The sequence below is a fragment of the Mucilaginibacter glaciei genome (assembly GCF_014773245.1).
GTDB lineage: Bacteria > Bacteroidota > Bacteroidia > Sphingobacteriales > Sphingobacteriaceae > Mucilaginibacter > Mucilaginibacter glaciei.
In genome coordinates, this window is the sequence record NZ_JACWMX010000009.1 from 115,405 (window position 1) to 141,893 (window position 26,489).

Below are 26,489 nucleotides of genomic sequence, written 5' to 3' on the forward strand. Positions count from 1 at the left end.
CAGAATGAAATTGCTTGTTTTATTACCGGGAAACTATTAGTTAAACTGATAAATTATTCGTTCGGCAGCTTTTCAATGTCACTGTTATACACATTAATATGCTCAGGAAGGTTCGCTTTTTTGTTTCTAATCTTTGATGTCCATAATTGCCTGATCTTCCTGATCGTAATCATAAAATTATGATAATTGATGTAGGTCCCGAATCTTGGTTTTGGCAACAAGATAAACGGTGATATTTCAAGGATTTCCGCGATCTCGTAAATTCTCCTGATCGTCAGTTCCGTTTCGTCACGTTCCAGGTTGGAGTAAGCGGCCTGTGATATATCCAGCATAAAGGACATATACTGCTGACTGTAATTCTTTGTTAACCGCTGTATCCTGATCTTTTCTCCAATTGAATTCATATGCAGATTCGTTGAACTTTCCTATAAGCTAAGGTAATAAAATACAAGTTAAGACTTTGGCTTCCCAACACCTTTAGAAACACTTTCGTGTAATTCATAATACTGTGAAGAAACTATAATTATCTTAACATGAAAGATTTATCAGATGAAGCTGCATCAGATCTGAAAGCCGGGGCCAGCCAGTGCGCCTATAACATCGCGGTATCTGCATCCGTTGGCGGATTGTTTGGCGGTGTAGGTGCGGCAGTTGGTGCCGTAGCAGCAGCAACCGGGCCATCCTGCCTTGGCTGGTGGTAACAAAGATGCCGGGCCAGCCCGGCATCTTTCTATTTTATAAGCAATGCAGAGATAATTCCACCAAGCGCGCCATAAAAATGCACTTCGTTATTCACCAGCGGATTTTTTGACCTTAGCTGGTAGCCTATTAAAAACAGGATGTAGATTAATGCGGTGTACAGATTAACAATCCCGCCCGCTACAGGCACGTAAAAAGCAATGTGATAGGGCTGCAGTATCATAAAAGCCATCATACATCCTAAAATACTGCCCGAAGCACCTGCACTTGAGAAATTAAAATCATTCCGGTACTTTAAGAAGGTCAACACATTCCCGAAAAGGCAGCTGGTTAGGTAAATGACCAGGAACCAGACACTTCCAAAAATTTTCACAGTCCTGAGATATTCTTCCAGTTGCGACCCCACGGCAAACAAGGCAAAAGCATTAATTAACAGGTGCATCAGATCATTATGAACGGCATCTGAAGTGAAAAGCCTGTAATATTCTTTCTCTTTTTTGATAGAAACCGGGTGCATAATCCCGGATAAAAACAGCCGTTGCTTTTTGAGTGCAAGCAAACTACCGATAATAATTATCCCCAATAGTGACAGGCAAACAGGTGTTTCCTGCGGATTAAATCTGTTGGAAGCTGTCATAGCAATATATTTTGCAATTACTTTAACTAATAATTTACAACCCATCCTAATAGGTAGTAGCCCCGAGCCGACAGAAATTTACCAAAAAATCTATCGACATGAAAATTTGGAAAAACTACCTGCTTAATCTTGCTGTTCTCGGCCTGTTGTCCTGCGTTCTTGTTTTCCTGACCGACAAGTATATTTTAACAAGTGTTTTTTTTACCCGTAACGGCCAATATTTGTCCGGGATACCGGAGCAGGAATTAAGAGTGTATGACATGATTCAGAAATGGATCTACCTCTCAGCAGTTACATACCTGCTGTCCAGAATCTTGATTGTTACACTTATCCTTTATACGGCACTTTACCTTTCCGAGGTTTCGGTTTCGTTTAAAAATGTGCTTGGTACAGTTATTCTCGCGGAATATATTTTTCTGATACCTGCCGTTTTCAAATTCTTCCATTTTTACCTCGCCGGATCAGACTTTACACTGCAAGCCTGGCATCTTTATTACCCGTTGTCGGCAATGCAGCTGGTGGGTTCTGTACCGGCGGATTGGCATTATAGTTTACAAACCCTAAACCTGTTTGAAGTGCTCTATTGGTTTCTGCTCGCAGCCGGAATTCGCCGGATCGCCGGCCTGAGCTATGATGAAAGCCTGAAAGTAGTCGTTAAATCCTACCTGCCCGCTTTGCTGATCTGGGTCTCCTTATTTACGTTTTTGACAATAATTTATTTTCCCGCTACCTCCTGAATAACTAATCATTTAAAGGCAAAAAAATGAAGAACCTGGGTTTTTATCAAAGCACTTTTGTCCGGCAGACAAATGCGAATAATTGCGGTATGGCCTGTATCTGCATGTTACTGCGATATTCCGGACGAAATAAACAGGCAGATGAACTGGCCCAACGGATGGACAGCTATAAATCCGAGCTGTCGCTGCTTGACCTGAAAAACACTGTTGAAGGTTTCGGTTGGGATGCCCGATGTGTTGAAATGGATTTGGATACGCTGAGAGACCTAAAAGGTCCGTTCATTATGCATACCGTCAATGAAGACGGGAGATTTCACTTTCTGACATTATTTGCCGTGAAAAAAATGGCAGAAGAGTTTTTCTATGTAGTAGGCGACCCTTCCTACGGAATTAAAATAATGAGCGAATCTGATTTGCGCCTTGCCTGGGTTTCCTCATCAGGATTATATATTGAAAACATGACTTTAAAAAAACGGGGCAGCGACCTCCGCTACTGGAAAAATGCGCTTGATTGGCGCTTAATTCCGAAACCGCTTTGGTATAGTGTTCCGTTCATCAACCTGATGAGTTTCCTTTTCGGAATTATGCTTTCTGCGTTCTTGCAGCAACTGTTAACCGTCCAGGCAACAATCAGGAGCCTGAAGTTACGAATCGCTGTTTTAGTATTGCTTTTGATCATCATGATATGCAAAAATCTTTTTACCTATCTGAAGCAGAGGCTTATGATCTACATCAATAAGATAGTGAATATATGGCTGGCAACCAGGATTGCAGACAACATCGCGACCGCTGTACCGGATAATTTACAGCATGAAACAGCTTTAAGAAAAAAACTTATTGATATCGCGAAATTTCAATTATCTATAAATGCCCTGATCTCGGTCATTTTTTCAGATGGCCTGGTTTTAATTACACTCCTTGGTTCACTTTTAGCTCTTGATTTATATGCTGCCCTGATCAATCTTTGCTATATTGCTGTAACCGTATCATGCGTTGTCATCAAGGTGCCGGATCATTTTTTTTCAGAGATGTACCTGAATGACCTTTATCATCAGTCAGAAAAGATCCTTCTGAAAAGGAATGCCTTATCCGCTACGCACGAAACGCCCATCGTTGAAGACAATTTCAAATCCTGTTATCAGCATTATATTCAAAAGGCCGGAAAAATGGCCGCAACATTCAGCACCTCGCTTTTCAGGAACGAAGCTTCCGGGGCCATTACTGTTATTCTGATGCTCGGCTTTGAGATGGCGATGGGCGTTGAATCTGCTGCCTTTCTCATCGCTGTTACGGTATTGAGCTATCTGATCACCATTTTCCTTCAGCGGGTCAACAGTGCTTTTCCCGTCGTCTATGAAGGTGTTCAGGCAGCAAGAGCCTTAAATCTTTAAGTAGTAAAAGTCACTGATCACCCGGCTTACGTAGCCGGGGTGGATTCTTATTGTCAAATTTTTAATTATAATAACATCTAACTACTACCCATGAAAACTGAATTTAAGAAAATCAAAACGGAATTGGAAGAAACGCTGCTTTCTGACCCTGATGTGGCCAGTTCGGCTGAAGCAATCAAGCAAGCTGCCACGCTGATCGAAGATGCACTTTCATCGATCAGGATTGACGTCGTTAAAAACGGCTTTGAAGATGAACCCGATGAAATAGCCTTTTTCAAATCATACAAGCCGGAATTGTTGTCTTTGAAAATAGAACTGATATACCGGTATAATTTGAAGCTCAATGAACCTGTCGGTACACGCGAAACGGTTATAAAATACTATGAAGCGGAAATTAAAAGCATTCAGAGTTTCTTCAGGATGAATTCCTTTCATTACCAGTACTTTAAAAACAATCTTACCCACATGGATGCGGTCTATTTCGTAAGAAACGCCGGGCCGCTCGCATTGCCGACAGATGATATCAACGACGTAGATCCGAAGTTCAGCACCCCGATGAGCCTGTTATTTGCAAAATTTAAAGGCTATGAATCCGTTCAGCAGTTTAGCCTTCAACAAATTTCATCTACAGACGATTCCAATAGCGGCACTGAGCAAAAAGGAGTTAAAGAAAATATGAAATGGACAGGTGATTCTATAAACATTGTTGAACTGGCCTATGGGGTTTGGCTGACGGGGCAGCTCAATAACGGCAATGCGAGCCTCAACCAGATCGTTAAATGGCTGGAAGTGAACCTGCACGTAAATATTGGTGTTGTGCAGCGCAGGTTTATTGAAATTGAAAGACGGAAACGACTTAGCCCTACCAAATACATTGATCAGATGCGGGATACTATTCGCCAGAAAATCGATAGGGGCAACTCCTGATGCTAAACCGTTTTGTTTCATTCGCGATTTACCGTATAAAACACCGTAAACGGTATTTATTAGAAAACTTACCGTTTACGGGTTTTTCGTAGTCTCATTTTACCGTCCAAATCTAAGTAAACGGTAATTATTTGATTTTTTACCGTTTAAAAACTATCTTTGAATATGCCGCCAACTTATAAAATAAACCCGGATAGGACAAAACCCTGGAATGATATTCCTGAATTACCCATAGCTGAGGAACTTTATAAAAATACGGCGGTGCTGGAACAACTGGTTACCGCGCGGGCAGCACTGGCGAGGTTGCAGGGAAGAAGTATAGCTATACCTAACCAGGGTTTGCTCATCAATACCATCAGCTTACAGGAAGCTAAAGCCTCCAGTGCTATTGAAAACATCTTTACCACGGATGATGAACTTTATAAAGCGTTCAGTGACCAGAAATATCAGTTAGCGCAGGGTGCCTCAAAAGAAGTACTAAGATACAGGGAGGCCTTATGGGCCGGCTATGATTATTTACAATCAGCGCCGGGATTTGACCAGAAGTACTTCACCGATATGTACCAGGAAATTAACCAGGCAAGCGACGGTATCAGGCCGGCTTTTTTGCAAACGGTTATATTGCAAGGCGGTAGCGGCGTGAATGCGGGGCAAGTTGTTTATACACCGCCAAGAGGAAATCAAGTACCGGAAAAGAAATTACAGAACCTGATTGACTTTATCAATAACGAAGTTGATTTTCAAATCGACCCGCTGATTAAAATGGCTATCGGCCATTTCCAGTTTGAAGCCATCCACCCTTTCCGGGATGGGAACGGCAGGACAGGAAGGATATTTAATATACATTACTTAACCAAATCCGGCCTTTTGGATTTTCCGATCTTGTTTTTAAGCCGTTATATCATCGATCATAAGGATGACTACTATAGCCTGCTTTCCGGGGTATCACAACGTGGCGACTGGCAAAGCTGGATCTTGTATATGCTCAAAGCCGTTGAAAGTACTTCTAATATCACCTATTCGAAAATAAATCAAATCTTAGCCGTAAAAGAAGCCATACTCGACGAGGTGGTTAAGCATAAAAATATTCGAAGGCCAGAACAGCTGATTCAGCTGATTTTTACCCAGCCTTTTACCAAAGTCAAGCACCTCGAAGATGCCGGGCTTTACGCTGAGAAAACGGCAAGGAATTATTTGAACAAATTAAGCGATATGGGTATCCTGGAACGCCGGACAATTGAAGGCGGACATTATTACCTGAACCTCGAACTCTATCGGATCTTATCCGAGTAAACCAGCAAAGGCTTCATCCTTTCGGATCAAATTTAACGGCTATTTAAAGTAGCTGTACACGGCTGTATTGTGTTCGATTTATTTTCTAAGCACCATCATTTTTAAAATATTTCTGCGAATTTATTTTTCGGTAGTACCGAAAAGCTTGTCAATTCTCCTTCCCCGATAGCTTCACCTTTGATCTCAATGAAGCTGCAATAAGCTTTGATTCTTTTAAACAAGCATTGTTCAGGACGCTTTTTATCGCCTTCACAATCAGCTTATCAATTAGTAATCAGCTTATCAAACACCCCCACAAATGCGGTAACAATATTCTCCGCCAGCTCTGGGAAAGCCTCATTAAACAAACTAAAAACCGGGTACGTGAAACTTCAGGTTTCTGTCGCCTAAAAAAGGATTGCCTTCGGGCCGTTCGTTGCTCTTTGACATACGGGGACAAAGCATTATTCCGCAACAACGGAAAATATTGCGAAGCTGAGATCATATCAATATAGTGAAAACGCATAGGCAGGCGAGAGCCCGGCATGTAGATGCCGACGTGAGTAGTCCCGAAATCATATAACCGGCAGAAGTGAATTATACGGGTTCGTTACCCGCTGCCGGTTCATTTGCCCGAGCCTGCATTTTACTCAGCCCGGCGAAATCCAACAGTATTTTATTAAAATTAATCATCACCGTTATGTCTACACTTTTAAACGCCAGGGAACTGAAAGAGCAGGCTTCCATCGTAGACCTGCTCGCACGGCTCGGATATCAGCCGCTTAAAAAATCGGGCAAAGAACACTTTTATATAAGTATGCTCCGGGATTCAGATACTAAACCCTCTATGAGTGTCAATGACCAGTTGGGTGTCTGGTTTGATCACGGCACCGGCAAAGGTGGCAACATCATCGACTTTGGTTTGGCCTATTGGCCCGGCTTGACTTTTAATGAAGTGGTCGGAAAGATACAAGATGCCGCTGACATCTACGCGGGGCATAGGTCTCCGCGGCCACGACGACCTGTTAAGGTCAGGAATTACGTAATAGAAGAAATCAAAGATCTCGGTACACATCCCGCTATTACCAATTATCTGAAGAACCGGGGTGTATTCGACGTCGCCAAAATACACCTGAGCGAGATCTATTATGTTGTTGAAGATGCTAAGGGCCTCCGCAAACCGTTCTTTGCAGCCGGGTGGAAAAATGAAACCAGTAGCTGGGAGGTCCGGAATAAATATTTCAAGGGCTGCCTTGGTAATAAAGCGATCACCTTTATACCGGGTGACTTGAAACGTGCCGCTGTTTTTGAAGGCTTCCTGGATTGCCTCAGTTGGCTGAAGGAGAACGAAAACACAGGCGAAAGTTTAATTGTTCTCAATACGCTTACCTTATTGAATGAAGGTATTATCAGGGCTAAACAATTTTCCTCCATCGATATTTATTTCGATCATGACCCGGCTGGTCACCAGGCAACTAAAGACTTCCTTACAGCACTTCCCTATGCCACGGACAGGTCGGCTATTTACAAAGGGTACAATGATTATAATGATAAACTGGTAGCTCATATTAACAGGCCACCCCAAAATGATCCCTTTGAAAGAAAGCCAAAGGGTTTCTCCTATTAATTGGTTTTTCAATATTAAAATACTTTCCTCAAAGCGGTTTACTATGCAAAAACCGCTTTGATTTTGTAAGGGCAAGATGTCTTTTTGTCTTACAAAAAGATCTTGCCCTTCGGGGATTGTCAAAAATTCGCAACTCATTTTTTCTGATGGATAACCTTAAAAATAAAGGCGGGAGGCCACGTTTAGCATCGGGTAACCGCAGTATAAAAATAGTCAGCCGTTTTACGGACGATGAATACAAACAGATCCTTGCGCTGGAACAGGAGCTTGGGATTAACAGATCGCAAATTATCAGAACGCGTGTATTGCATAACGCGGATATGATCGTGGTCAACTCAAAAGAACTCATTAAACATTTGGACAGCATCGGTGCTGAGATGGGACGGGCCGGTAACAATATCAACCAGCTCGCCCGGCATGCCAATTTGATTAAATTAACCGGCAACCTGCCGCCCGCTATTGCGGAGAAATTCAACAATCTACTGGAAAGCTATGTTGGGATGCAGGGTGTTTTAGAAATGTCACTTCGCAAGATCATACGAATGATGGCTAAATGATATAAGGCTATAAAGGTCTGCGGATACCCGGTTATATAGTTATATGACTGCATCGATATAAAGTTGTATAGCTATACTGTGATCAGGATATATCGCTGTGCAGATACACGGATAGCTGGTTATAACGCTATCAGGATACACTGTTATAACGGTATGATGATCTGCTGGTATATCGCTATGCTGTTAGTTTGCTCCATAATTATAGTGCTACGCAGTGTAAAAAATACAGTGATACAAAGATATTATGCTCGTCAAAATATTTAAAGCCCAGAAAGCATTCAGCGGGGTTAAGTATAACACCGGCAAGATTGACCGTAATAAAGGGGAACTCATGAAGGTTGCCAATTTCGGGCCACTGCAAACGTTCGGTCATCTCAAGCCCCAGGACTATATCAATTATCTCGGCACGCTCGCCGCGCTCAATAAAAATGTAAAACTGCCGCAGTTTCATGCGGTCATATCTGCAAAAGGAAAATCGTATGATAAGATCACCTTAACCGCCATCGCTGAAGCCTGGCTGAAAGAAATGGGCTATGGGAATCAACCTTACCTCGTCGTATTCCATAAGGATACCGCCAATAACCACGTACACATGGTATCTGCAAGAGTAGACCGGGCAGGCAATAAAATCAACAGCGCTTATGAGTACCTGAGGGCACAGAAAAGTATCAATAAAGTGCTCGGCTACGATTTTGCGATGGAATACCGCTTCAGCACCAGGGCGCAGTTCATGATGGTGCTGGAAAGCAAAGGCTATTTCGGTACTGATCCTGATGAAGCAAAAATACAGGAAAAGATCAGCCGTTATGTTCCGGACAAAAAGCGAATTGCGGCGTTAGCGCAGTTATTCAGGCAACATAAAACCCAAAGCGGTTTTCTGGAACTCCTGAAAGAAAAATACGGCATCGAACTGATTGTTCATCAGGCAGCGGGTAAGCTGCCCTATGGCTATTCGATCATTGACCACCACGAAAAACAGGTATTCAAAGGCAGCGAGGTGATGGCATTAAAGGAATTAGCTGGATCTTTTGAAACAAACCCGGTGGAATTTACTGCTGAAACTACAGCCGATGAATATACCCCGTCCGTTCAGATCAGGTCCATCTCGATAGCGGATGATGTCGATGACCAGCAGATCCATGGCATGAGGCGCAGGCGGCAAAGGAAGGCACGGACAAATACGCGTTAAGCAAACAAATCAATTTTATGATCATCATTATAGGAAACCAGAAAGGCGGTGCAGGGAAAAGCACGCTCACATTGTTGCTGGCTAATTACCTCACCCAGGCAAAAAACTGCCCGGTGACCGTAATTGATATGGATTATCAGCAATCCATCGTACAGAAATTTGATAAGGCTAAAATACTGGAGAATCAAGAGCCCTATGAAGTGATCCCGGCCAACCTGGAAAGTTACCCAGCCCTGCGGAACCTGTTGGGCAGGAATGACAGGGATATCGTACTCATAGACCTGCCCGGAAAACTGGATGACGATGGCCTGATACCCGTATTCAATTCCGCCGATCTTGTTATATGCCCGTTTGCCTATGATGAGTTCAGCTTTGAATCTACCGTATTATTTACGGTCGTCCTGCGCAAGATCAACCCGAAAATGGCGATGGTGTTTGTGCCGAACCGGGTTAAGGCAAATGCCCGCTATGAAATTATGCTGGAGGTTAATGAACAGCTTTCCAAGTTCGGAAAGATCACCGCAGTGCTACCCGACAGGGTAGATTTTCAACGGGTGAATACGTTCCTTACACCGCTTAATTTATCCCCTGTAATTATACCCGTTTTTGAACAAATCTATGCTGATCATCTATATGGAAAACATGAAATCACTAGCCGATCAGATTCGGGAGCAACTGGTGAAACCAACCGGTAAAAAAGAAAAATCCGATAAGGAAAGACCTGGAAAAAAGGCAAAACACAAAGAGATCGAATCGGCGATTTTAGCGGCCATTCTTAACTACGACAATACGGGTAATAAAAGCATGGTTCATGTCCGCTTCGATGAAAAAACGGTGCGCACCATGAACCAGTTTAAAATGGCAACGAATGTTGACGTAACCCGCCTCGTATCTTTTGCAGTTCAGCATCTTTTTGATACCTGTCCTGAACTTAAATCGACTATTAAACAATTTATACAAAACACAGAATTATGAGCTGGATCAAATTCGCCTTATGGCTGAGCGGCATCTACAGTATGTATTATGCTGCAATTATTCTCTGGGATTTCTTTCGGGGCGGCAGGTCTCCCGCTGACGAAAGGTCGCATGAACTCTCCTTCACTGAACATATCGAAGCGGTGCAGGCCGGGCCGGAAGCTACGGCTGAAATTTACGGATCATCCGTAATTTCCTCCGGCGGGGTGAGCCTTAAACAGTTATTTAACCTGGCGCGGGAAGAAGCTATCGAGTTTACCCGCCCCGTTAGTTTCTGAATGATGAAAAAGCTATTAACTGTTTGCTGCTGCCTGCTGACATTGGGCGCACCCGCGCAGCCTGGCATTTCTGAAATGCAGCAGGCGCAGCAGCAGCTTTCTTCCGACTTTTTTTCCGCCTTTGATTTTTCTCTGGTCATTGCGGGTATTCTTGGGATTATCGGTGCCGGAAGAATTTATCACAACCTACAAATGGGGAAAAAGGAATTCACAACAGAAGTGGCCGCATGGTTTTACGCTGCCATATTTATGGTACTTGCAGGTGCATTCCTCAAGGCGTTGTTCGGGATCTGAACGCCTTTTATTTCAACAAACTGCCTACCGGTGGTTTATAAAAGATCTCTTCTTATCATTATCCTGTTTAATTTTACTCAACCCTTATCGCATTTCATGTGGACAGGTTATCTATTGAGCGTATTTTTTAAGGCGTTGTTCGTGATCTGAACGCCTGTTTTTTATACACGGCCGCTTCTCCAGGCGGCTTTAAAAGATCTCCGTCAGTATTCTCATTTCCTCAATTAATGTTTAACAAAACAAAAAAACTATGGGCTTCAGCGATCCTGCTGGCCCTTTCTGTTCCGGTACTTGCACAAAGCGGCGTTAACGGCCTGAACACGGCAACTTCCACATTAAAAACCTATGTCGCACCGGTAACCAACATCACCCTGGTGATTGGTGGTATCGTCGGTATCGTAGGCGCGATCCGGGTGTATTCCAAATGGAACAGCGGAGATCAGGACATCAACAAGGAATTGATGGGCTGGGGCGGTTCCTGCGTATTCCTCGTGGTATCTGCACTGGTCATCAAAGCCTTTTTTGGCTTGTAATATGGCCAGGAAATTCGCTGTTTATAAGGGGCTGCAGAAGCCCCTTATTTTCAAAGGCTTTAAGGGAAAGTTTATTTACTGGGGCCTTGCGTTCCTGCTTTCCGGCCTTGTTTTCGGCGCGTTAACCATGTCGCTGGTCAATATGTGGCTGGGTGCGTTTGTACTCATTGGCTGTATCGTAGGTGGCTTGCTCTTTACCGCAGCCAAACAAAAAGGCGGCCTGCATACCAAAAGCCGCGATTCTCAAATCTTTATCCTCAATCATTATGGCCGCAAAAACACTATTTAATATGCCGTATGCGGGCGTGGACAAAAGCGGTGCTTACGACCTCCTCATCGGTATGAACGGCGAATGTTCCGTCATCATCAGGGTGATCAACCCGGTCATACGCTATGCCGCCTATCCCGCCGGGTATGATGAATTTCACAGTTTGCTCATCAACGTCGTTAAAGTATTAGGAGATGGACACATCCTGCAGAAGCAGGACATTATCAGTCGTTCCAAATGGCAAGGGAAACCTTCCGGTGAATACCTCCAGCAAAAATACAATGCGCATTTTGAGGGCAGGGAATGCCTGAAAACAGATACCTATCTCACCATTACCCGGCAGGTAAAAAAGGGGGCGTTCTACGTCTACGATGCTAAAGCATTGCGTGATTTCCGGCAGCTCATCAGTAAAGTACTTGACATTCTTCCCGCTCCAAAAGTACTGAATGAAAGTAACATCAACCACCTGGTGCTGCAAATGCTCAGCATGGATTTTAAAAGCAGGTATATCAGCCTGAACAACCTGTCGCCTTCGGACACGGAAATTAAAACGGGCAGTAAATCTGTTCGCAGCATCAGCCTGGTCAATATAGACAGCATCGATCTGCCACCCGAAGTGGGCACACATATCGAAATGAATGAAAAGGAGACCACTCGCGGATTCCCGGTAGATTTTCTTTCCTTTCTGTTCAGGGTTCCCGGATGCGATGTGATCATCTTTAACCAGGTCATTGAAATTCCTAACCAGGCCATGACCTTGCGCAAACTGGAGCAGAAGAAAAAAAGGCATTCCGGTATTCCCGACCCGGCAAACCAGATCTGTGTGGAAGACATTGATCAACTGTTGGTTGATGTGGCCAGGGAAAATCAATTACTGGTCAATTGTCACTTTAATATCCTTGTGGCAGCACCGGAAAACAGCCTGGAAAAAGCGGCGAACTTTATTGAAAGCTCTCTTTTTCAATTGGGGATCATCCCAAGTAAAAATGCCTACAACCAACTGGAACTTTTCAGGAGCGTCCTGCCGGGCAACGCGGTCGAACTTAAATCTTACGACTGGTTCCTAACCACCTGTGATGCTGCAGCCTGTTTCTTTTTTAAAGAATCCCTGCCCGTTGACGAGCCTTCTGATTTCCTGATCCGGTTTACCGACCGGCAGGGTATTCCCATCGGGATGGACCCCGCCGATCTGCCGATGCGTACCGGACGTATCAATAACCGCAACAAGTTCGTACTCGGGCCAAGCGGTTCCGGTAAAAGCTTTTTTATGAATGCGCTGATCGAGCAGTATATGCTTTATAATATGGATATGGTCATTGTCGATACAGGCCATTCCTATTCAGGGCTATGTGCTTATTATAAAGGAAAATATATCACGTATTCCGACAAGTCACCCATCACCATGAATCCTTTCCGGATCAGCGAAGAGGAATATAACATCGAAAAAAAGGACTTCCTGTGTACCCTCATCGGTGTTGCCTGGAAAGGGGCAGAAGGTACTTTCAGCCCGGTTGAACGGGACGTGGTGGCCAACGTCATCTCTGCTTATTACAGCAGGTTCTTCGCGGACAAAAGCGAGCTGAAATTTGACACTTTTTATGAATTCGCGCTGACTAAAATACCCGAGATCAAAAGAGAGGAAAAGATCATGTTTGATTTCGATGAGTTCCGCTATGTGCTGAAGAAGTTTTATAAAGGTGGCGAATTCGCACCTATCCTGAATAAGGAGGCCGATAAATCTCTGTTTACCGAACGGTTCATTGTATTTGAAATCGATTCGATAAAGGAGCACAAAATTCTCTTTCCGATTGTGACGCTTATCATTATGGATGTTTTCATTCAGAAGATGCGGTACCGTTCCGACCGTCGCAAAACTTTGGTTGTAGAGGAGGCCTGGAAAGCAATTGCCAGCCCGCTCATGGCAGGCTACCTGCTCTATCTGTATAAGACGGTCCGCAAATTCTGGGGCGAGGCCATCGTGGTTACACAAGAACTTGGCGATATCATCGGTAACGCCGTAGTAAAAGACAGTATCATCAATAATTCGGATACCATCTGTCTCCTTGATCAGACCAAGTTCAAAGACAACTACAATGAAATTGCCGCCTTGCTTTCAATCAGCGAAACAGAACGGCGTAAAATTTTTACCATTAACCAACTGGATAACACCGAAGGCAGGGGCCGCTTCAAAGAGGTTTATATCCGGCGTGGCGCTATTGGAGAGGTTTATGGTGTCGAGGTGGCGTTACAGCAATATCTTACCTACACCACTGAAAAGCCCGAAAAGTCCGCGATAGAATCCTATACCGGAAAATATGGCTCTTATCCCGAGGGCCTGGATGCTTTTGTTGCCGATTTTATCAGCAGCAAACTTTCCCTTTCTCAATTTATCAGTAAAGTCAATCAACATTAATACTTATGAAATCACTATTTATACTATTGTTCTGCCTTGTAGCCAGGGTGGGATTTTCACAGGAACTAGTTTTTGACGGCGGTACGTCCGCAGCTATCGCGGTAAACGCCGGAGTGATCAATGGCCAGCTTAATACCACCAATAACAAACTCGACCTTATTCAGAAAGGGCAGCTTGCCGTCAGCGGGCAACTGGTCATTGTCAACAACCTACAAAATAAAATCTACCAGGGGCTGAGCCAGGTCGCTTCCGTCATCAATAACCTGACGATGGTCAAAGAGATCGCCGATTGCGGTTCAGATATTATCAAAGACGTAGGATCTGCCGTAACTATTGCCAAATCTAATCCATTGCTGCTGCTTTTCGCGGAACAGGGCGCGCGCGATTTTCAGACCAGGGCCGTAGCACTCGCTGCCGATGTAGGTGCCTTCGTTACCAAAGGCGGCAACGGCAACCTGATGGACAGCGGGGAAAGAGGGAAATTACTCAATCATATCGCAGATGAAATGCGCATCCTTCGGGGCATTGCTTACGGTATGGGCAGGGCGATGTATTGGGCAAAAATGAATGGCATATTCCATTCGCTGAATCCATGGGCGGAATGGCAGAACCAGGATGTCCGTATTGCCAACGATGTATTAACAAATGCCAGATACCTTAAACCATGAAAAAGATCTGTTTTTCCGTATGCTGCTGCCTTTTTGCAGTAGTTGTTTCCGCGCAGCAGAAAACAATTGATATCGTTGGCATCCACCAGCTGGTGGATGAATCTATTTCCGAAAACAAACTCCAGGTTAAAGCCAGGAACCAGCAGGCGCTCGCCACCGCAAACGAACAGGCTAACCTCACCCTGCTTGCTAAACTTAAAGTAACCTACCGGCAAATACAGCAACGGTACAATACTTTAGGGACAGCGATTAACCTGGCAGATATCGGCTTTACCGCGTCGCCAATGGTATCCCGCATCATCAGCAACCAGGCACAGGTCATCCGGCTGGTACAGCAGAACCCTGCATTATTAGCCATCGGCTACCAGGCAGAACTTCATTTTGCAGAAAAAGCGAAAAGCCTGCTCAGCTATGTTGCCGGGCTTACGCTGACCATCGGCGATATCAACCAGATGAAGGCATCTGACCGGAAAATGCTCTTTGACTACGTCATTACTGAACTGAGCAACCTGCAGGACCAGTCGGGTAATATGCTGAATATGATACAATACTCCAGTCTTTCTGCTTTACTCAAAGCCGCTAACCCCTTTCAGAATTTTATAGATGCCGATCAATCCCTTGCCAGGGATATTATTCAAAACGCTAAATATCTAAAATGAAAAAACTGATTATCCTGCTGCTATTTGCTGCGAAGTTCACCGCCGCCCAGCAATATGTGATTGACCCGCAGCATCTGGCTTCCGCTATAGTCAACGGTGCTGCTCGCAGCGGCGCGGAAACCGCGCATGAACAGTATCTCACGAAGATCAATAATAATCTCAACGACCTGAATATTAACGCGGGCTCGGTAGTACTGGCGCAAACAATGATCTACCAGGGGCTATCAAATGTAAACTCCGCATTGAAAGATGGACTGGAAGTGAAATACATAGCCGTAGTGGTGGCCGATATGACCGGCTATATCAGCCAGGCATTGGCAATGGCCAAAAACGAACCATATCTTTTACTATTTGCGAACAATATCGCTGCCGAAATGCGGGTTAGGGCACTCGCGCTGGTTACTAATGTATCCGGTTTTGTGCTTAAAGAGGGCAATAATGTACTGGCTGATTATAATGCCCGCGACCAACTGCTGCACAAAGTCATGCAGGAACTGCAGATCCTTGACGGCTTGGCTTACGGCGCGTGGAAAGCGATGTACTGGGCAAAAGAACGCGGGGTCATCGCTTCCCTCAATCCTTTTTCTGGTTTTATCAACCGGGACAAAATAGTTGTTTCTCAAATTATTCAAAACGCTAAATATCTCCGACAATGAAAATAAAACATCTGACCTTACTGGTTTGCTGCCTTACAGCAACCACCTCTTTTGCGCAAAGCGTAATCAACGATGAGGCGCTTCGTTACCAACAGCAGCGCATGGTTTTCCAGCAATGGGATCAAAATAAGTTTAAGCCGACATCCGGCTTTCTTGGCCTAAACCCCTATTACTGGCTGACATGGGGATGGTTTTATCCCAATTACCATAAAACCGACCTCCGGCCCCTGAGTGCCAACGGCCCGCAAACCCAGCGGTTGGCATTGGTGGGTGCCATGAACACGACCGACAATAATTATAAACTCCAGTCGGATACCGTCAGAAATACTGCACTCTCCCAGATTGCCGCACAATCCGGGTTAATTTCCGGCACAGATCCATTATGGCTCTTGTACTATAGTAACCAACTAAAGCCGGTACTCAATAACTCTATGCTTTCTATCCTCGCAGGGCTATCACCACAGGTGAGTGAAAAGCTGGTTAATGAAGGATTGTACGCATGGTATAAAAATGAGCTTGACCGGCTTAAAGAACGGGTGCAGGGGGCGCGTTCGGCTGATATGGACAGGGGATCGCGGATACTGGCTTACCACCGCTTGTTGATGGAGTACCGGAAGCTGGCAGGCATATGGGCCATCCGAACTTCCTCGGCGCAAACTACCCTGGATATGACTACCCGGCAACAGGCTTTGAAAAATGGGCAGGGCATCGTTACCGAGTGGACACCACATTCCGATATTGAAATCGCAAACAAAGTTTTACAGCACGTACAATGAAAAAAACGATCACTTTAATAGTACTGTTGTCGCTTGGCGTGACATCAGTATTTGCGCAAACTGCCACTAATCCGGATAACGGCAAAACACTTCAGTTTTTGCAGGGTGATGGGGTTTATGAAACAGGTGTAATGACTTTCTTAAAAGGCTTGAAATTATCTATCTGGTCGCATTTCGATCTTTTCATTACCGATGCCAAAGCGCTGTCAGCCATATTCATGATCATCTTTTTCGCGATCAAATCTTACGAGATGATAGTAGGCGATAAAAAGATGGAGATCATGCCCCTGCTCCGGCCTTTCGGTCTGGCAATGGTTATTTTATGGTGGGGGATTTTTGTTAAGGTTATTGCCTTTCCGACAGATCTCGTTACTGTCCGGACGGAAGAGATGTTTAACAGCGAACAGAATATCGTCAATGATCTGCGACTGAAAAGGTCTGAACTGGTACTCGCGGTCGCTAATTCCCTGTACACATTCCAGGCGCAAACGGAAGTAGCCGAAAAGGAAAGTGACACATGGTACGGACAAGCCTGGGATTCCGTGAGCAGCACAGTTAAACAGGGAATAAGTTCTGTGGTATCACCTTTACTGGAACTCAAAAATCGTTTGACCGTCGGGCTACAATTACTGCTTACCCAGCTGTTGGAGTTGATGGGGATATGGATTCTTCGCCTCGCTGTTTATATCATATTCATGCTGCAGATCATTTATTCCAGCATCCTGATCATTCTCGGTCCCTTTGCCGTAGCAGTAAGTATCCTTCCCGCTTTCCGGGATAGTTTCAGCACCTGGATCGCACGCTTCGTTTCAGTGAACCTGTATTCAGGGATCGCCTATCTGATCATGTACCTCACCGGCCTTATGCAGGAATATGCGCTCACATCTGAAATCAGTAAGTACCAGGAATTGGTCGGTAAGGACGGTTTAAGCGCGGATATTGGTAAGATGGCTGTGTTCGCGGGCAACGGGATTCTTTCCTTCGGAACGGTGATCATTGTTTTTATTATCGGTGCCATCTGTATGTTTACCGTTCCCAGTATCTCCACCTGGATCATCTCTACATCGGGGATCAGCTCTGCGGCATCTACCTTTGGAAGAAGTGCCGGCACCGTAATGAGTGTTGCCAGAAAAGCATCCGGAAGTTTCTTTTAATGCATTGTTTATTCATTCATTTCCATTAAGCCGCTATCGACCACAGCGGCTTTTTTTATTCCATTAACATGATTATAAAAAATATAGAAGCCAAAATCAGGCTCGCCGCCATCGTAGCTATTGGCAGCCTCATAACATCCCTGGTCATTGTCGGCATCAATTGCTTCTCTGCCTATCGCATGGTATCCAACGCGCAGAAGAGTATTTACCTGTTAGATAATAATGTACCTATCCTGGCCAGGCAGACGGATATGCAACTCAACCGCCCCGCAGAATACCGTGCCCATGTTGACCTTTTCCATTCTCTTTTCTTCTCCCTTACACCGGATGATAATTACATGGAATACCAGATGAAAAAGGCCATGTACCTGATTGATGAAACGGGGATGCAGCAATATAATGACCTTAAGGAAAAGGGATTCTTCAATTCTATTCTTTCTTCAAGTTCGGTGCTGACCCTTGAAACAGATTCGATAGCGCTGGATATTCCCAAAAAATACTTCAGGTATTATGGTAAGCTAAAGATCGACCGTCGGAGTTCGACAGTCGTGCGCTCGCTGATCACAGAAGGTTATCTCAAAGATATTCCCCGAAGCGATAACAACCCACATGGCGTACTAATCACCGGGTGGAAAACACTGGAAAACAAAGACCTCGAAGATGTGGAGAAAAATACATTCTAACCGCGATCCCAGGGATACGCTGTTCAGTGAACTCAAAAAAGAATTTCAGCCTTATGTTGTTAAGGGAGTAGGCCGTTTCCGGTCAGCTGCTACTAAATACCCGCGTTTGCTTTTTGCAGGTATGATCGTCGCGCTGCTCATTTCCCTGGCGCTGTCCTTTACGATTTTCCGTGAGCACGAACAAGTGGTCACACCTGTGGTAAAATCGCTTAGCAATCCGGGAGCCGACGGCTTTGAACAGATCATGCAGGCAACCGGAAAAATTCGGGAAACTATCAAACTGAAGCACCTTGTCGATAGCCTGACGGCGGAGAAGCAATTATCAAAAGCCGACACCTTGCTGCTTGACAGTGCGCTCGACCGCCTGCAACAGATCCATCACACTCTTAAATAAATCATCATGAAAATCAATTTTAAACAGCCCAAATATGTGCTGCCGGCACTCGCTTTGCCCTTTTTATGCCTTTTCTTTTATGCCTGGCATAGCGGCTTCTCCAAACCTAAGCCCGAAATAAAGCAGGAAGCCGGCTTAAATGGTAACGTAGGCAATGTGTCCGCAGATGTCCGTAAGAAAAACCTGGCCGGTAAACTGGATGCATATCGTAACACCTACAAAGAGGCCAACGGTTATTCTGCCGTTAACGTCATTCCTAAGGAGGCATCCAGCAATGCTTCTTTCCAGGATCGTTACAGCAGTAAAGAAAAACAAACCCTTGACTCTATCGACCGGGCGATGAAGGCAAAATACAACCTGTCACAAGCCGGAAACCATGACCGGGCCATAGCCGGTGCCTTACCGGCCATGGTAAGGCACCAGAAACCAAGAGCCGCACCTGTTGAGCAGAAAGAAAAAGATCCGATGGATGTTTTTAAACAGCAGATGGCATACATGGACAGTATCAACAAACAAAACGACCCTGCCTATAAAGCGGAGCAACTTAAAAAACTGGCGGCTGATAAAGCAGCTTTGCAGAAAGCGAAAGAATTAAAGCTTACAGTCCTTAAAGCTGATGCCGCTTCTGCGGACTTCAACACCGTCAAACCACCGGGTGAAGACAAATTCATCTCTGCAGTAATAGATGAAAATGTGACAGGATACGCCGGTTCCCGGTTGAGGTTGAAGCTACTGGAAGATATTTGGGCTGGCGGTAACCTGGTCAAAAAAGGCACCTATATTTTTGCCCAAATCAGCGGCTTTTCAGAACAGCGCGTAACGCTTTCCATCAATACCATTTTATCCGAAGGTAAAATACTTCCTGTCAAACTGGATATCTATGATCTTGACGGGATGCCGGGCCTGTATGTCCCTTCATCCGCGTTCCGCGAATTTACCAGGGATCTCGGCAGTAATGCGGTTCAGGGCGTAACTATTGATGGTAACTCCACAGGCAGCCAGTTTATCATGAGTTCAGTAGATAAAATATTTCAATCTACTTCCTCCGCCATTGCGGGGCTTATCCGCAAAAACAAGGCAAAAATGAAATACAATTCTTTCATCTACCTGATCGATAGCGACGCCTTGCTAAACACGCAAAAATCCTATTAAGGCTGTAGTTCATTCATTTTCTTAAAACCAATAATTATTTTTCATGAAAAAGCTATTAATATACCTGGGGATATTGATCTCCCCCGCAGTCTATGCGCAAAAAGATCTGCCTGTCGTGTACCTGTCGGCAAACCTGACTATACATTTCGTATCACCGGAGCCCATTCAGTATGTGGATATTTCCAGTAAGCAACTGACCGGCGACCTGCCCCTGAAAAATGTATTCCGCATTCGTTTAAAAGATTCATCATCAAATTTCGAGGCAGCTGTTTTGACCATTGCCGGTGAAAAGTTCATTGCGCAATACCGCCTGGTACCCGGTAAAGGGAATACCTCTACAGAAATAGCCATTACACCCGCCGACACCCGCCCGCTGGATATTGCCGGCATCGGATTTTCAGAGAATCAGCTGAAGACGATGGCTTTAAATCTGATTGCCCGAAAGCCGGACAAACACATGGAAAAGGGAAAGGCGTTCGGGATAGAAGGAAAGTTAAACCATATCTATACGATGGGTAACTACATCTTTCTCGATATCAGCTATCGGAACAAGACCAACCTGAAATATGACATTTCGGATATCCGTTTTAAAATTGATGATAAAAAAGTCACCAAAGCGGCCAACGCACAAACGGTCGAACTTAACCTGGAGTACAACCTGTTTAATATCCCTTCATTTGTCAAAACCTACCGGAATATCTTCGTATTCAAAAAAATGAGCTTTCCCGGCAATAAAGTATTACTGGCGGAATTAAGCGAAAAGCAAATATCAGGGCGCGTACTGACCCTGAAGATCTCTTACCAGGACATCCTGGATGCGGATACCCTACCTAACTGATTTCTTATGACGTACCTGATAGCCTATGACTACGTGAGGCTGATTCTGGAGGAAGAGTTCCTCGCGGCCTACCTGCGCTTTATCAATCACGGCATCCTGCACTACGAACTGACCAATATCATCGAAGTATGCGCGCCCCTGCTGAAAGGGCTGGATGAGGACGACAGGTTCCTCAAATATGAGGTAATAGGAACGATAGCGAATTATTTAGAGGAGGTATGAAATGGCATTTAACAGCAGTAAAAAACTGGCCGGTAATATGTCCGCCATCAGCATCGCTCTGAATTATATCGGGCAGCAATTGTCCGAAGATGAAATAACCGTATTAAAGAATTATGCAGGGTTCGGCGGCATTAAAGCAGTACTGTTTCCGGCAGGCCGCGAGGACGACTGGCAGAAATTTGATATATCACAGGCTGACCTCAAACTTTGGCCGCAGGTCATACAGCTCCATGAACTGCTGCGGGAAAAGCTATCGGAAAAGGATTATAAACGCGCGTTTGATTCCATCATTAATAGCGTCAATACCGCTTTTTATACCCCGGATTTTATCCCGGATGCGGTTTATAAAGCTTTAACAGAAAACAGCGTTTTTCCACGCAGGCTATATGAAACGAGTGCAGGAGCGGGCGTTTTTGTTACGGAAGCCGTCAAGATCTTTCCAAACCTGGAAACGGTAAACGCGGTTGAAAAAGACATTCTCACCGGAAAGATACTAACCGTTTTGAGCCAGGCTATCAGCAACAAGATTTCCGTGCAGGTAAAAGGGCTGGAAGAAACAGCCCCGAATGAAAAAGGCCAGTCTGATCTGGTAATCAGTAATATTCCCTTTGGCAATTTCTCTGTACACGACCCGGCATTTAACAGCAGCGGGATCTCATCCCGAATCCACAATTACTTTTTCGCGAAAGGCCTGGACAAGCTGGCAGACGGCGGGGTATTGGCTTACCTGGTCACCGATGGCTTTTTAAACAGCCCGTCCAATGATACCGCCCGTAAATACCTGTTCACTTCGGCGGATATGGTCAGTGTTTCGGTATTGCCTGCTAACCTGATGAAGGAAAACGCCAATGTGGAAGTCGGTACGCATCTCGTTATCGTGCAGAAAAACGATGCCAAGCAAACCTTGACCGAAGCGGAAAGCCTGCTGATCGATACGGTTGAACAAACCGGTAGTAAAGGCAAGTATAATATGAATGCCTACTTACTAAAGCATCCCGAACTGGTATTAGGCGACGAGATGATTGAAGATACGAATGCTTATGGACAGGCTAACCTTACCGTATGGCATAACGGCGACATGGCCGATATTGCCCGGGAACTGCAATTCCAGGCTTACCGGGGTTTTTATGAAAACTTCGATCATGCCAAATGGCAGGCGATCAGTTTCAGCCAGCAGCAATCAGCGGGCCGCAAATTCACTTTTTTACCCGTACCTGAAGTAACGGAGAGTAATGCTGCCGGGCAATTAGGCTTGTTTGATGCCGCCCCCGTAGAAAATAATAACAAAGCGCAATCTTACCTTGACGACACCGACAGGTTCAACGTGGACAACAGTACCGCCCGCCTGATCAGCACGATAAGAACGACAGCCAAACCGGCGCACGATAGTATCATCATGCTTACCGCAAGGGCTAAAAACAGCAACCGCTACCTGTATAAATTATACAGTAACGTAGCGGAGATCTCTGTATCAGCCAAATGGCTGACCGGGCAATCGCTGGGGAATGATCTGGATATACTGGCCGCCAAACTTAAATACTTCGCTTACGATTTCCGCTATGAAGGCGATACCAGCCTGGAATCTTCCTTTAAGATCTCACCAGACCGCCCCAAGGCTTTTACCGACCTGAAACCATTTTATGAAAAAGGTACATTGGTGCTTTTTGAAGGCCGGGCCGGGTTGATCACGGAACCTAATAATGGTGAGGCTGAATTTAAGCCGCTGGATGTTCAGGATAACCTGGCTTTTTACCGCACGTATATTTTATTGCGGGACACCTACCTGCAACTTTCTGCACTGGAAGCGGAGCATAAAGTTCAGTACCCGGAACTGCGTAAAGCGCTTAACCAGCATTACGACACTTTTATTGAAAAGAATGGTGAGCTGAACAGGGCCTTTAATCGTTCCCGTATTCTGGCGGATGCCGCTTTTGGCTTTAAGATAATTGCCTCGCTGGAACTAAAAGAAAACGACAAATTCCTGCGCTCAGATATATTTCACGGCCCGTTATTTCCACAAGAGGCTGCTTTTAAAACAAGCGACCCAGCGGATGCCCTGGCCCGTTGCTTAAATGATCTGGGCAGGGTCGATCTGGACCTGATCGCTGAAATAACAGGTTTATCAGAGGGGGATGTTATCTATCAGCTGGAAAAGCAGATCCTGTTTAATCCTGAGCGAAATTTATGGGAAACCACCGATAATTATCTGTCCGGTAATGTGGTCGCCAAATTGCAGATCGCGGAGCAGGCCGTAAAGGATGAACCGGAGAACTTTCAGTTGCTGCGTAGCCTGACAGCTATCCGCAGGATTCAACCCGATAAGATCCCGTTTGAACTCCTGGATTTTAATCTCGGGGAACGCTGGCTCCCGGTTAGTTATTATGAGCGTTTCGCAACTGACCTGTTTAAACTGGATACCGAAATAAACTATTTCTTATCCGTAGATACTTTTAAAGTGACCTATGGTAAAGGTAATACCACGACTGATGAAGAATTCGCGGTGGTTCCCAAACAAAGCGATAAGCTTACCGGCCGTACCCTACTGGAACATGCGCTGGAAAATACTTCACCGCATATTACTTACCCGGTCGAGATCGACGGCAGGGTAAAGCGGTACCCTGATACCGAAGCGATACAGGCTTCACACCGGAAGATTGAAAATATCCGTAACCGTTATACGGAATGGTTGCGGGAACTCCCGCCTGAAGATAAACAGCGAATAGAGAAGTTATACAATGACACGTTTAACTGCTATGTACTCCGCGAATACGACGGGAGCCACCTGAAGTTTCCGGGCCTCGACCTCAAAGGGTTGGATATACCGAATCTCTACAGCTCACAAAAAGATGCCGCCTGGCGCATTATTCAGAACCGGGGGGCGTTGGTTGACCACGAAGTAGGCCTCGGTAAAACACTGACCATGATTGTAGCAGCCATGGAAATGAAAAGGCTTGGCATCATTCACAAACCGATGATTCTCGCTTTAAAAGCGAATGTCAGTGCTATCAGGGATACGTTCCGCTTAGCTTATCCGAATGCGCGAATATTGGCACCGGGTGAAAATGACTACCTGCCCGCCCGCCGGCAACGGCTGTTTCATGAGATCAAAAATAATAACTGGGACTGCGTGATCCTGACCCATGACCAGTTTGGCATGATCCCGCAGTCACCCGAAATACAGCGGGAGATATTTCAAACGGAACTGGATAACGTAACCCGTGACTTGCATACGTTGGGAACACTGGGGGTGGCTATCAACAAGTCCATGCTCAAAGGCCTGGAGATTCGCAAGAACAACCTCAACGTGCAGCTCAATGCGGTGCTTTACGCGATTGATAACCGCAAAGATACCGGGATCAACTTTCAGGAAATGGAGGTAGATCACCTGTTTATCGATGAGTCGCATAAGTTCAAGAACCTTACTTTTACCACGAGGCACAACCGGGTGGCTGGGCTGGGCAATATGGCCGGTAGCCAGAAAGCCCTCAATATGCTTTTCGCCATCCGGACATTACAGGAGAAGTTCAACGCCGACCTTTGTGTGACCTTTCTTTCAGGTACGCCGATCTCCAACAGCCTCACAGAAATGTACCTGATCTTTAAGTACCTCCGGCCTAATGAAATGGAACGGCAGCAGATCAGTAATTTTGATGCCTGGGCTGCGGTGTATGCACGTAAAACGGTTGACTTTGAATTCAGCGTTACCAATGAGATCCGGGCAAAGGAACGCTTCCGTTATTTTATTAAAGTTCCTGAACTGGCCCGTTTTTATAATGAAATAACAGATTATAAAACAGCCGTTCATATCAGCCTGGATAAGCCGGTTATTGATGAAGTGCTGGTCAATATCCCCCCAACGCCGGAACAACAGGACTTTACCCGAAGGCTGATGAAGTTTGCCAAAACCGGCGATGCCACCGTGATCGGCCGGCAGCCACTCACCGCGACGGAAGATTTGGGACGGATGCTGATCGCTACCAACTATGCCAAGAAGATGGCGGTTGATATGCGACTGGTCAGCGATAGCCGATACGGTGATCATCCGGGAAACAAGGTCAGTATCTGCGCCCGTAACGTGGCGATTGAATACCGGCAAAGTTCCGAACACAAGGGTACGCAGATCATATTCAGCGATATTGGAACGCCAAAACCAGATAGCTTTAACATCTATGATGCACTGAAGGATAAGCTGGTCAATGACTTTGACATCCCCGCCGCCGAAATCACTTTTATCCATGACTGGACAGACAGACAGAAGCCGGAACTGTTCCGTAAAATGAATGCCGGGCTGATCCGGGTACTCATCGGAAGTACCGAGAAAGCCGGCACTGGTTTGAATGTCCAAAAGCGCGTAGTAGCTATGCACCACCTGGATATTCCCTGGAAACCATCCGAGCTGGAGCAGCGGGATGGCCGGGGTGCAAGGCAGGGTAACTGGCTGGCAAAAATGTTCTTTGGCAATAAAGTAAGGAACTACATCTATGCCGTCGAGCAGTCGCTGGACAATTACAAGTTCAATTTATTGAAGAATAAGCAAACGTTTATCAGCCAGATGAAGAAGAGTGAGCTGAGTGTCCGCACGTTGGATGAAGGCGCTATGGATGAACAGAGTGGTATGAATTTCTCTGAATACATCGCTATCCTTTCCGGCGATACTTCCCTGTTGGAAAAGACTAAAGTAGAAAAGAAGGTAGCTGAACTGGAGGGTAACAAATCCTCTCATTTTAAGGATGTGGCGCGGAGCCGTTATCTTTTGGAAGATACAGAGCACAAAAAAGCCGACACAGCCTCCACGCTTGAAAAGCTGGTGACCGACGAATTAGCCTACCTTAAAGTCCTGAAACAGGATGCGAAAGGCAATAAGCTGAACCCGGTAAAGATGCTGGATAAAATGGAGGCTGATTCGGTAGCCATTGGCAAAAGGGTCATTGACCTCTACAAAAAATGGGAGCCTGAACACGCGGAACATTCCGCCTATAAATTCGGCGAATTGTATGGGTTTAGTCTTTTTGTAAACCGGCAGTTAGCCTGGGTTCAAACTGATCAGGGCAGTAAATACGAATATGTAAGTAGCCTCTATGCGGAAAGTGATGCCACCGGGATCAAGTATATGCGCAATAACGGTATTCCGAATATTGATAATCCTAAAACTGCTGCTAAATACTTCCTGAACGCTATCGACAATGTTGGCTCCCTGGTAGTTAAATACCGGGATAAACTGGCGGCGCTGGAAAAGGAAATACCTGTTATTCGTGAATTAACCCAGAAGCCGTTTGAACAGGAAGCAAAACTGGCCGCTTTAAAGATCGAACTGGGAAATCTGGAACAGGAGATCAGCCGGAAGATCGCTGAAAAGCAGCAGGAAACAGAACCCGAAGAGACACTTGATCATTCGGAAAACATGCGACCGTTACGCTTACAAACTTTCGAGCGGCAGGATTATCCGGCGAACGGACTCGGACGCTGACCTTGAGTGGTTTTTACTTAAAT

At 45.3% G+C, this 26,489-nt stretch carries 28 protein-coding genes; 26 read left to right on the plus strand and 2 right to left on the minus strand.

What is annotated here, in order from left to right; translation table 11 throughout:
• Positions 1-53: 53 nt before the first annotated feature.
• On the minus strand, positions 54-404 hold the full coding sequence (locus IDJ76_RS18740; protein ID WP_191165485.1) for a helix-turn-helix domain-containing protein: 351 nt from the start codon (positions 402-404) through the stop codon (positions 54-56).
• A gap of 129 nt (positions 405-533) precedes the next feature.
• Between IDJ76_RS18740 and IDJ76_RS18745 the strand changes: the two genes are divergently transcribed.
• Positions 534-701 (plus strand): hypothetical protein, encoded by a 168-nt coding sequence (locus IDJ76_RS18745; protein WP_191165488.1) that lies wholly within the window; start codon positions 534-536, stop codon positions 699-701.
• Between the two features lie 29 nt (positions 702-730).
• Here IDJ76_RS18745 and IDJ76_RS18750 read toward each other — a convergent pair whose 3' ends face one another.
• Complete coding sequence (locus tag IDJ76_RS18750; RefSeq protein WP_191165490.1) at positions 731-1,336, minus strand: rhomboid family intramembrane serine protease; 606 nt, start codon at positions 1,334-1,336, stop codon at positions 731-733.
• A 98-nt stretch (positions 1,337-1,434) separates the two neighbouring features.
• Between IDJ76_RS18750 and IDJ76_RS18755 the strand changes: the two genes are divergently transcribed.
• The 25 genes from IDJ76_RS18755 to IDJ76_RS18875 all read left to right on the plus strand — a co-directional run bounded on the left by IDJ76_RS18755 (position 1,435) and on the right by IDJ76_RS18875 (position 26,466).
• Positions 1,435-2,073: a hypothetical protein gene (locus IDJ76_RS18755; protein WP_191165492.1), complete on the plus strand. Its 639-nt coding sequence runs from the start codon at positions 1,435-1,437 to the stop codon at positions 2,071-2,073.
• Positions 2,074-2,099: 26 nt separating this feature from the next.
• Entirely contained in the window at positions 2,100-3,464 is a 1,365-nt protein-coding gene (locus IDJ76_RS18760; protein WP_191165494.1) for a cysteine peptidase family C39 domain-containing protein, read from the plus strand.
• 90 nt (positions 3,465-3,554) lie between these two features.
• Positions 3,555-4,391, plus strand: coding sequence for an RteC domain-containing protein (locus tag IDJ76_RS18765; RefSeq protein WP_191165496.1), 837 nt, complete (start codon positions 3,555-3,557; stop codon positions 4,389-4,391).
• A gap of 165 nt (positions 4,392-4,556) precedes the next feature.
• Positions 4,557-5,684 carry a Fic family protein gene (locus tag IDJ76_RS18770; RefSeq protein ID WP_191165498.1) on the plus strand — a complete coding sequence of 376 codons (1,128 nt, stop codon included), beginning with the start codon at positions 4,557-4,559 and terminating at the stop codon, positions 5,682-5,684.
• A gap of 679 nt (positions 5,685-6,363) precedes the next feature.
• Positions 6,364-7,290, plus strand: a complete 927-nt coding sequence (locus IDJ76_RS18775) for a toprim domain-containing protein (protein WP_191165500.1) — start codon at positions 6,364-6,366, stop codon at positions 7,288-7,290.
• Between the two features lie 146 nt (positions 7,291-7,436).
• Entirely contained in the window at positions 7,437-7,847 is a 411-nt protein-coding gene (locus IDJ76_RS18780; protein ID WP_191165502.1) for a plasmid mobilization protein, read from the plus strand.
• A 244-nt stretch (positions 7,848-8,091) separates the two neighbouring features.
• The gene (locus tag IDJ76_RS18785) at positions 8,092-9,036 is read left to right on the plus strand and encodes a relaxase/mobilization nuclease domain-containing protein (protein WP_191165504.1); all 945 of its coding nucleotides are present in this window, start codon (positions 8,092-8,094) and stop codon (positions 9,034-9,036) included.
• A gap of 17 nt (positions 9,037-9,053) precedes the next feature.
• On the plus strand, positions 9,054-9,731 hold the full coding sequence (locus tag IDJ76_RS18790) for a ParA family protein (RefSeq protein ID WP_191165506.1): 678 nt from the start codon (positions 9,054-9,056) through the stop codon (positions 9,729-9,731).
• On the plus strand, positions 9,679-10,011 hold the full coding sequence (locus IDJ76_RS18795) for a hypothetical protein (RefSeq protein ID WP_191165508.1): 333 nt from the start codon (positions 9,679-9,681) through the stop codon (positions 10,009-10,011). The genes IDJ76_RS18790 and IDJ76_RS18795 overlap by 53 nt, the downstream gene beginning before the upstream one ends.
• Positions 10,008-10,289, plus strand: a complete 282-nt coding sequence (locus IDJ76_RS18800) for a hypothetical protein (protein WP_191165510.1) — start codon at positions 10,008-10,010, stop codon at positions 10,287-10,289. Before IDJ76_RS18795 ends, IDJ76_RS18800 begins: the two co-directional genes overlap by 4 nt.
• The gene (locus tag IDJ76_RS18805; RefSeq protein ID WP_224746411.1) at positions 10,290-10,583 is read left to right on the plus strand and encodes a DUF4134 family protein; all 294 of its coding nucleotides are present in this window, start codon (positions 10,290-10,292) and stop codon (positions 10,581-10,583) included.
• A gap of 227 nt (positions 10,584-10,810) precedes the next feature.
• Positions 10,811-11,116, plus strand: a complete 306-nt coding sequence (locus IDJ76_RS18810; RefSeq protein ID WP_191165514.1) for a DUF4134 domain-containing protein — start codon at positions 10,811-10,813, stop codon at positions 11,114-11,116.
• Between the two features lies 1 nt (position 11,117).
• Entirely contained in the window at positions 11,118-11,405 is a 288-nt protein-coding gene (locus tag IDJ76_RS18815) for a plasmid transfer protein (RefSeq protein ID WP_191165516.1), read from the plus strand.
• Complete coding sequence (locus tag IDJ76_RS18820; protein WP_191165518.1) at positions 11,383-13,797, plus strand: TraG family conjugative transposon ATPase; 2,415 nt, start codon at positions 11,383-11,385, stop codon at positions 13,795-13,797. The genes IDJ76_RS18815 and IDJ76_RS18820 overlap by 23 nt, the downstream gene beginning before the upstream one ends.
• Before the next feature lie 47 nt (positions 13,798-13,844).
• On the plus strand, positions 13,845-14,465 hold the full coding sequence (locus tag IDJ76_RS18825) for a hypothetical protein (RefSeq protein WP_317173981.1): 621 nt from the start codon (positions 13,845-13,847) through the stop codon (positions 14,463-14,465).
• The gene (locus IDJ76_RS18830; RefSeq protein WP_191165522.1) at positions 14,462-15,124 is read left to right on the plus strand and encodes a hypothetical protein; all 663 of its coding nucleotides are present in this window, start codon (positions 14,462-14,464) and stop codon (positions 15,122-15,124) included. Before IDJ76_RS18825 ends, IDJ76_RS18830 begins: the two co-directional genes overlap by 4 nt.
• Positions 15,121-15,780 carry a hypothetical protein gene (locus IDJ76_RS18835; RefSeq protein WP_191165524.1) on the plus strand — a complete coding sequence of 220 codons (660 nt, stop codon included), beginning with the start codon at positions 15,121-15,123 and terminating at the stop codon, positions 15,778-15,780. The genes IDJ76_RS18830 and IDJ76_RS18835 overlap by 4 nt, the downstream gene beginning before the upstream one ends.
• Positions 15,777-16,556, plus strand: coding sequence for a hypothetical protein (locus IDJ76_RS18840; protein WP_191165526.1), 780 nt, complete (start codon positions 15,777-15,779; stop codon positions 16,554-16,556). The genes IDJ76_RS18835 and IDJ76_RS18840 overlap by 4 nt, the downstream gene beginning before the upstream one ends.
• Positions 16,553-17,710, plus strand: a complete 1,158-nt coding sequence (locus tag IDJ76_RS18845; protein ID WP_191165529.1) for a plasmid transfer protein — start codon at positions 16,553-16,555, stop codon at positions 17,708-17,710. The genes IDJ76_RS18840 and IDJ76_RS18845 overlap by 4 nt, the downstream gene beginning before the upstream one ends.
• Before the next feature lie 68 nt (positions 17,711-17,778).
• Positions 17,779-18,393 (plus strand): conjugative transposon protein TraK, encoded by a 615-nt coding sequence (gene traK / locus IDJ76_RS18850; RefSeq protein WP_191165531.1) that lies wholly within the window; start codon positions 17,779-17,781, stop codon positions 18,391-18,393.
• On the plus strand, positions 18,371-18,787 hold the full coding sequence (locus IDJ76_RS18855) for a hypothetical protein (RefSeq protein ID WP_191165533.1): 417 nt from the start codon (positions 18,371-18,373) through the stop codon (positions 18,785-18,787). Before traK ends, IDJ76_RS18855 begins: the two co-directional genes overlap by 23 nt.
• Positions 18,788-18,793: 6 nt before the next feature.
• The gene (locus IDJ76_RS18860) at positions 18,794-19,939 is read left to right on the plus strand and encodes a conjugative transposon protein TraM (protein ID WP_191165535.1); all 1,146 of its coding nucleotides are present in this window, start codon (positions 18,794-18,796) and stop codon (positions 19,937-19,939) included.
• 43 nt (positions 19,940-19,982) lie between these two features.
• Positions 19,983-20,777, plus strand: a complete 795-nt coding sequence (locus IDJ76_RS18865; RefSeq protein ID WP_191165537.1) for a DUF4138 domain-containing protein — start codon at positions 19,983-19,985, stop codon at positions 20,775-20,777.
• 33 nt (positions 20,778-20,810) lie between these two features.
• Positions 20,811-20,999, plus strand: coding sequence for a hypothetical protein (locus IDJ76_RS18870; protein ID WP_191165539.1), 189 nt, complete (start codon positions 20,811-20,813; stop codon positions 20,997-20,999).
• 1 nt (position 21,000) lies between these two features.
• Positions 21,001-26,466 carry a helicase-related protein gene (locus tag IDJ76_RS18875; RefSeq protein ID WP_191165541.1) on the plus strand — a complete coding sequence of 1,822 codons (5,466 nt, stop codon included), beginning with the start codon at positions 21,001-21,003 and terminating at the stop codon, positions 26,464-26,466.
• The last annotated feature ends 23 nt before the right edge of the window (positions 26,467-26,489 follow it).

Excerpts from the sequence above, each read along its gene's own strand:
- traK (WP_191165531.1), top strand. The coding sequence starts at position 17,779 with ATGATTATAAAAAATATAGAAGCCAAAATCAGGCTCGCCGCCATCGTA.
- IDJ76_RS18780 (WP_191165502.1), top strand. The coding sequence starts at position 7,437 with ATGGATAACCTTAAAAATAAAGGCGGGAGGCCACGTTTAGCATCGGGT.
- IDJ76_RS18820 (WP_191165518.1), top strand. The coding sequence starts at position 11,383 with ATGGCCGCAAAAACACTATTTAATATGCCGTATGCGGGCGTGGACAAA.
- IDJ76_RS18860 (WP_191165535.1), top strand. The coding sequence starts at position 18,794 with ATGAAAATCAATTTTAAACAGCCCAAATATGTGCTGCCGGCACTCGCT.
- IDJ76_RS18855 (WP_191165533.1), top strand. The coding sequence starts at position 18,371 with ATGTGGAGAAAAATACATTCTAACCGCGATCCCAGGGATACGCTGTTC.
- IDJ76_RS18765 (WP_191165496.1), top strand. The coding sequence starts at position 3,555 with ATGAAAACTGAATTTAAGAAAATCAAAACGGAATTGGAAGAAACGCTG.
- IDJ76_RS18810 (WP_191165514.1), top strand. The coding sequence starts at position 10,811 with ATGTTTAACAAAACAAAAAAACTATGGGCTTCAGCGATCCTGCTGGCC.
- IDJ76_RS18800 (WP_191165510.1), top strand. The coding sequence starts at position 10,008 with ATGAGCTGGATCAAATTCGCCTTATGGCTGAGCGGCATCTACAGTATG.
- IDJ76_RS18785 (WP_191165504.1), top strand. The coding sequence starts at position 8,092 with ATGCTCGTCAAAATATTTAAAGCCCAGAAAGCATTCAGCGGGGTTAAG.
- IDJ76_RS18805 (WP_224746411.1), top strand. The coding sequence starts at position 10,290 with ATGATGAAAAAGCTATTAACTGTTTGCTGCTGCCTGCTGACATTGGGC.
- IDJ76_RS18830 (WP_191165522.1), top strand. The coding sequence starts at position 14,462 with ATGAAAAAGATCTGTTTTTCCGTATGCTGCTGCCTTTTTGCAGTAGTT.
- IDJ76_RS18755 (WP_191165492.1), top strand. The coding sequence starts at position 1,435 with ATGAAAATTTGGAAAAACTACCTGCTTAATCTTGCTGTTCTCGGCCTG.
- IDJ76_RS18845 (WP_191165529.1), top strand. The coding sequence starts at position 16,553 with ATGAAAAAAACGATCACTTTAATAGTACTGTTGTCGCTTGGCGTGACA.
- IDJ76_RS18795 (WP_191165508.1), top strand. The coding sequence starts at position 9,679 with ATGAAATCACTAGCCGATCAGATTCGGGAGCAACTGGTGAAACCAACC.
- IDJ76_RS18740 (WP_191165485.1), bottom strand. The coding sequence starts at position 404 with ATGAATTCAATTGGAGAAAAGATCAGGATACAGCGGTTAACAAAGAAT.
- IDJ76_RS18745 (WP_191165488.1), top strand. The coding sequence starts at position 534 with ATGAAAGATTTATCAGATGAAGCTGCATCAGATCTGAAAGCCGGGGCC.
- IDJ76_RS18840 (WP_191165526.1), top strand. The coding sequence starts at position 15,777 with ATGAAAATAAAACATCTGACCTTACTGGTTTGCTGCCTTACAGCAACC.
- IDJ76_RS18775 (WP_191165500.1), top strand. The coding sequence starts at position 6,364 with ATGTCTACACTTTTAAACGCCAGGGAACTGAAAGAGCAGGCTTCCATC.
- IDJ76_RS18865 (WP_191165537.1), top strand. The coding sequence starts at position 19,983 with ATGAAAAAGCTATTAATATACCTGGGGATATTGATCTCCCCCGCAGTC.
- IDJ76_RS18760 (WP_191165494.1), top strand. The coding sequence starts at position 2,100 with ATGAAGAACCTGGGTTTTTATCAAAGCACTTTTGTCCGGCAGACAAAT.
- IDJ76_RS18815 (WP_191165516.1), top strand. The coding sequence starts at position 11,118 with ATGGCCAGGAAATTCGCTGTTTATAAGGGGCTGCAGAAGCCCCTTATT.
- IDJ76_RS18750 (WP_191165490.1), bottom strand. The coding sequence starts at position 1,336 with ATGACAGCTTCCAACAGATTTAATCCGCAGGAAACACCTGTTTGCCTG.
- IDJ76_RS18790 (WP_191165506.1), top strand. The coding sequence starts at position 9,054 with ATGATCATCATTATAGGAAACCAGAAAGGCGGTGCAGGGAAAAGCACG.
- IDJ76_RS18835 (WP_191165524.1), top strand. The coding sequence starts at position 15,121 with ATGAAAAAACTGATTATCCTGCTGCTATTTGCTGCGAAGTTCACCGCC.
- IDJ76_RS18875 (WP_191165541.1), top strand. The coding sequence starts at position 21,001 with ATGGCATTTAACAGCAGTAAAAAACTGGCCGGTAATATGTCCGCCATC.
- IDJ76_RS18770 (WP_191165498.1), top strand. The coding sequence starts at position 4,557 with ATGCCGCCAACTTATAAAATAAACCCGGATAGGACAAAACCCTGGAAT.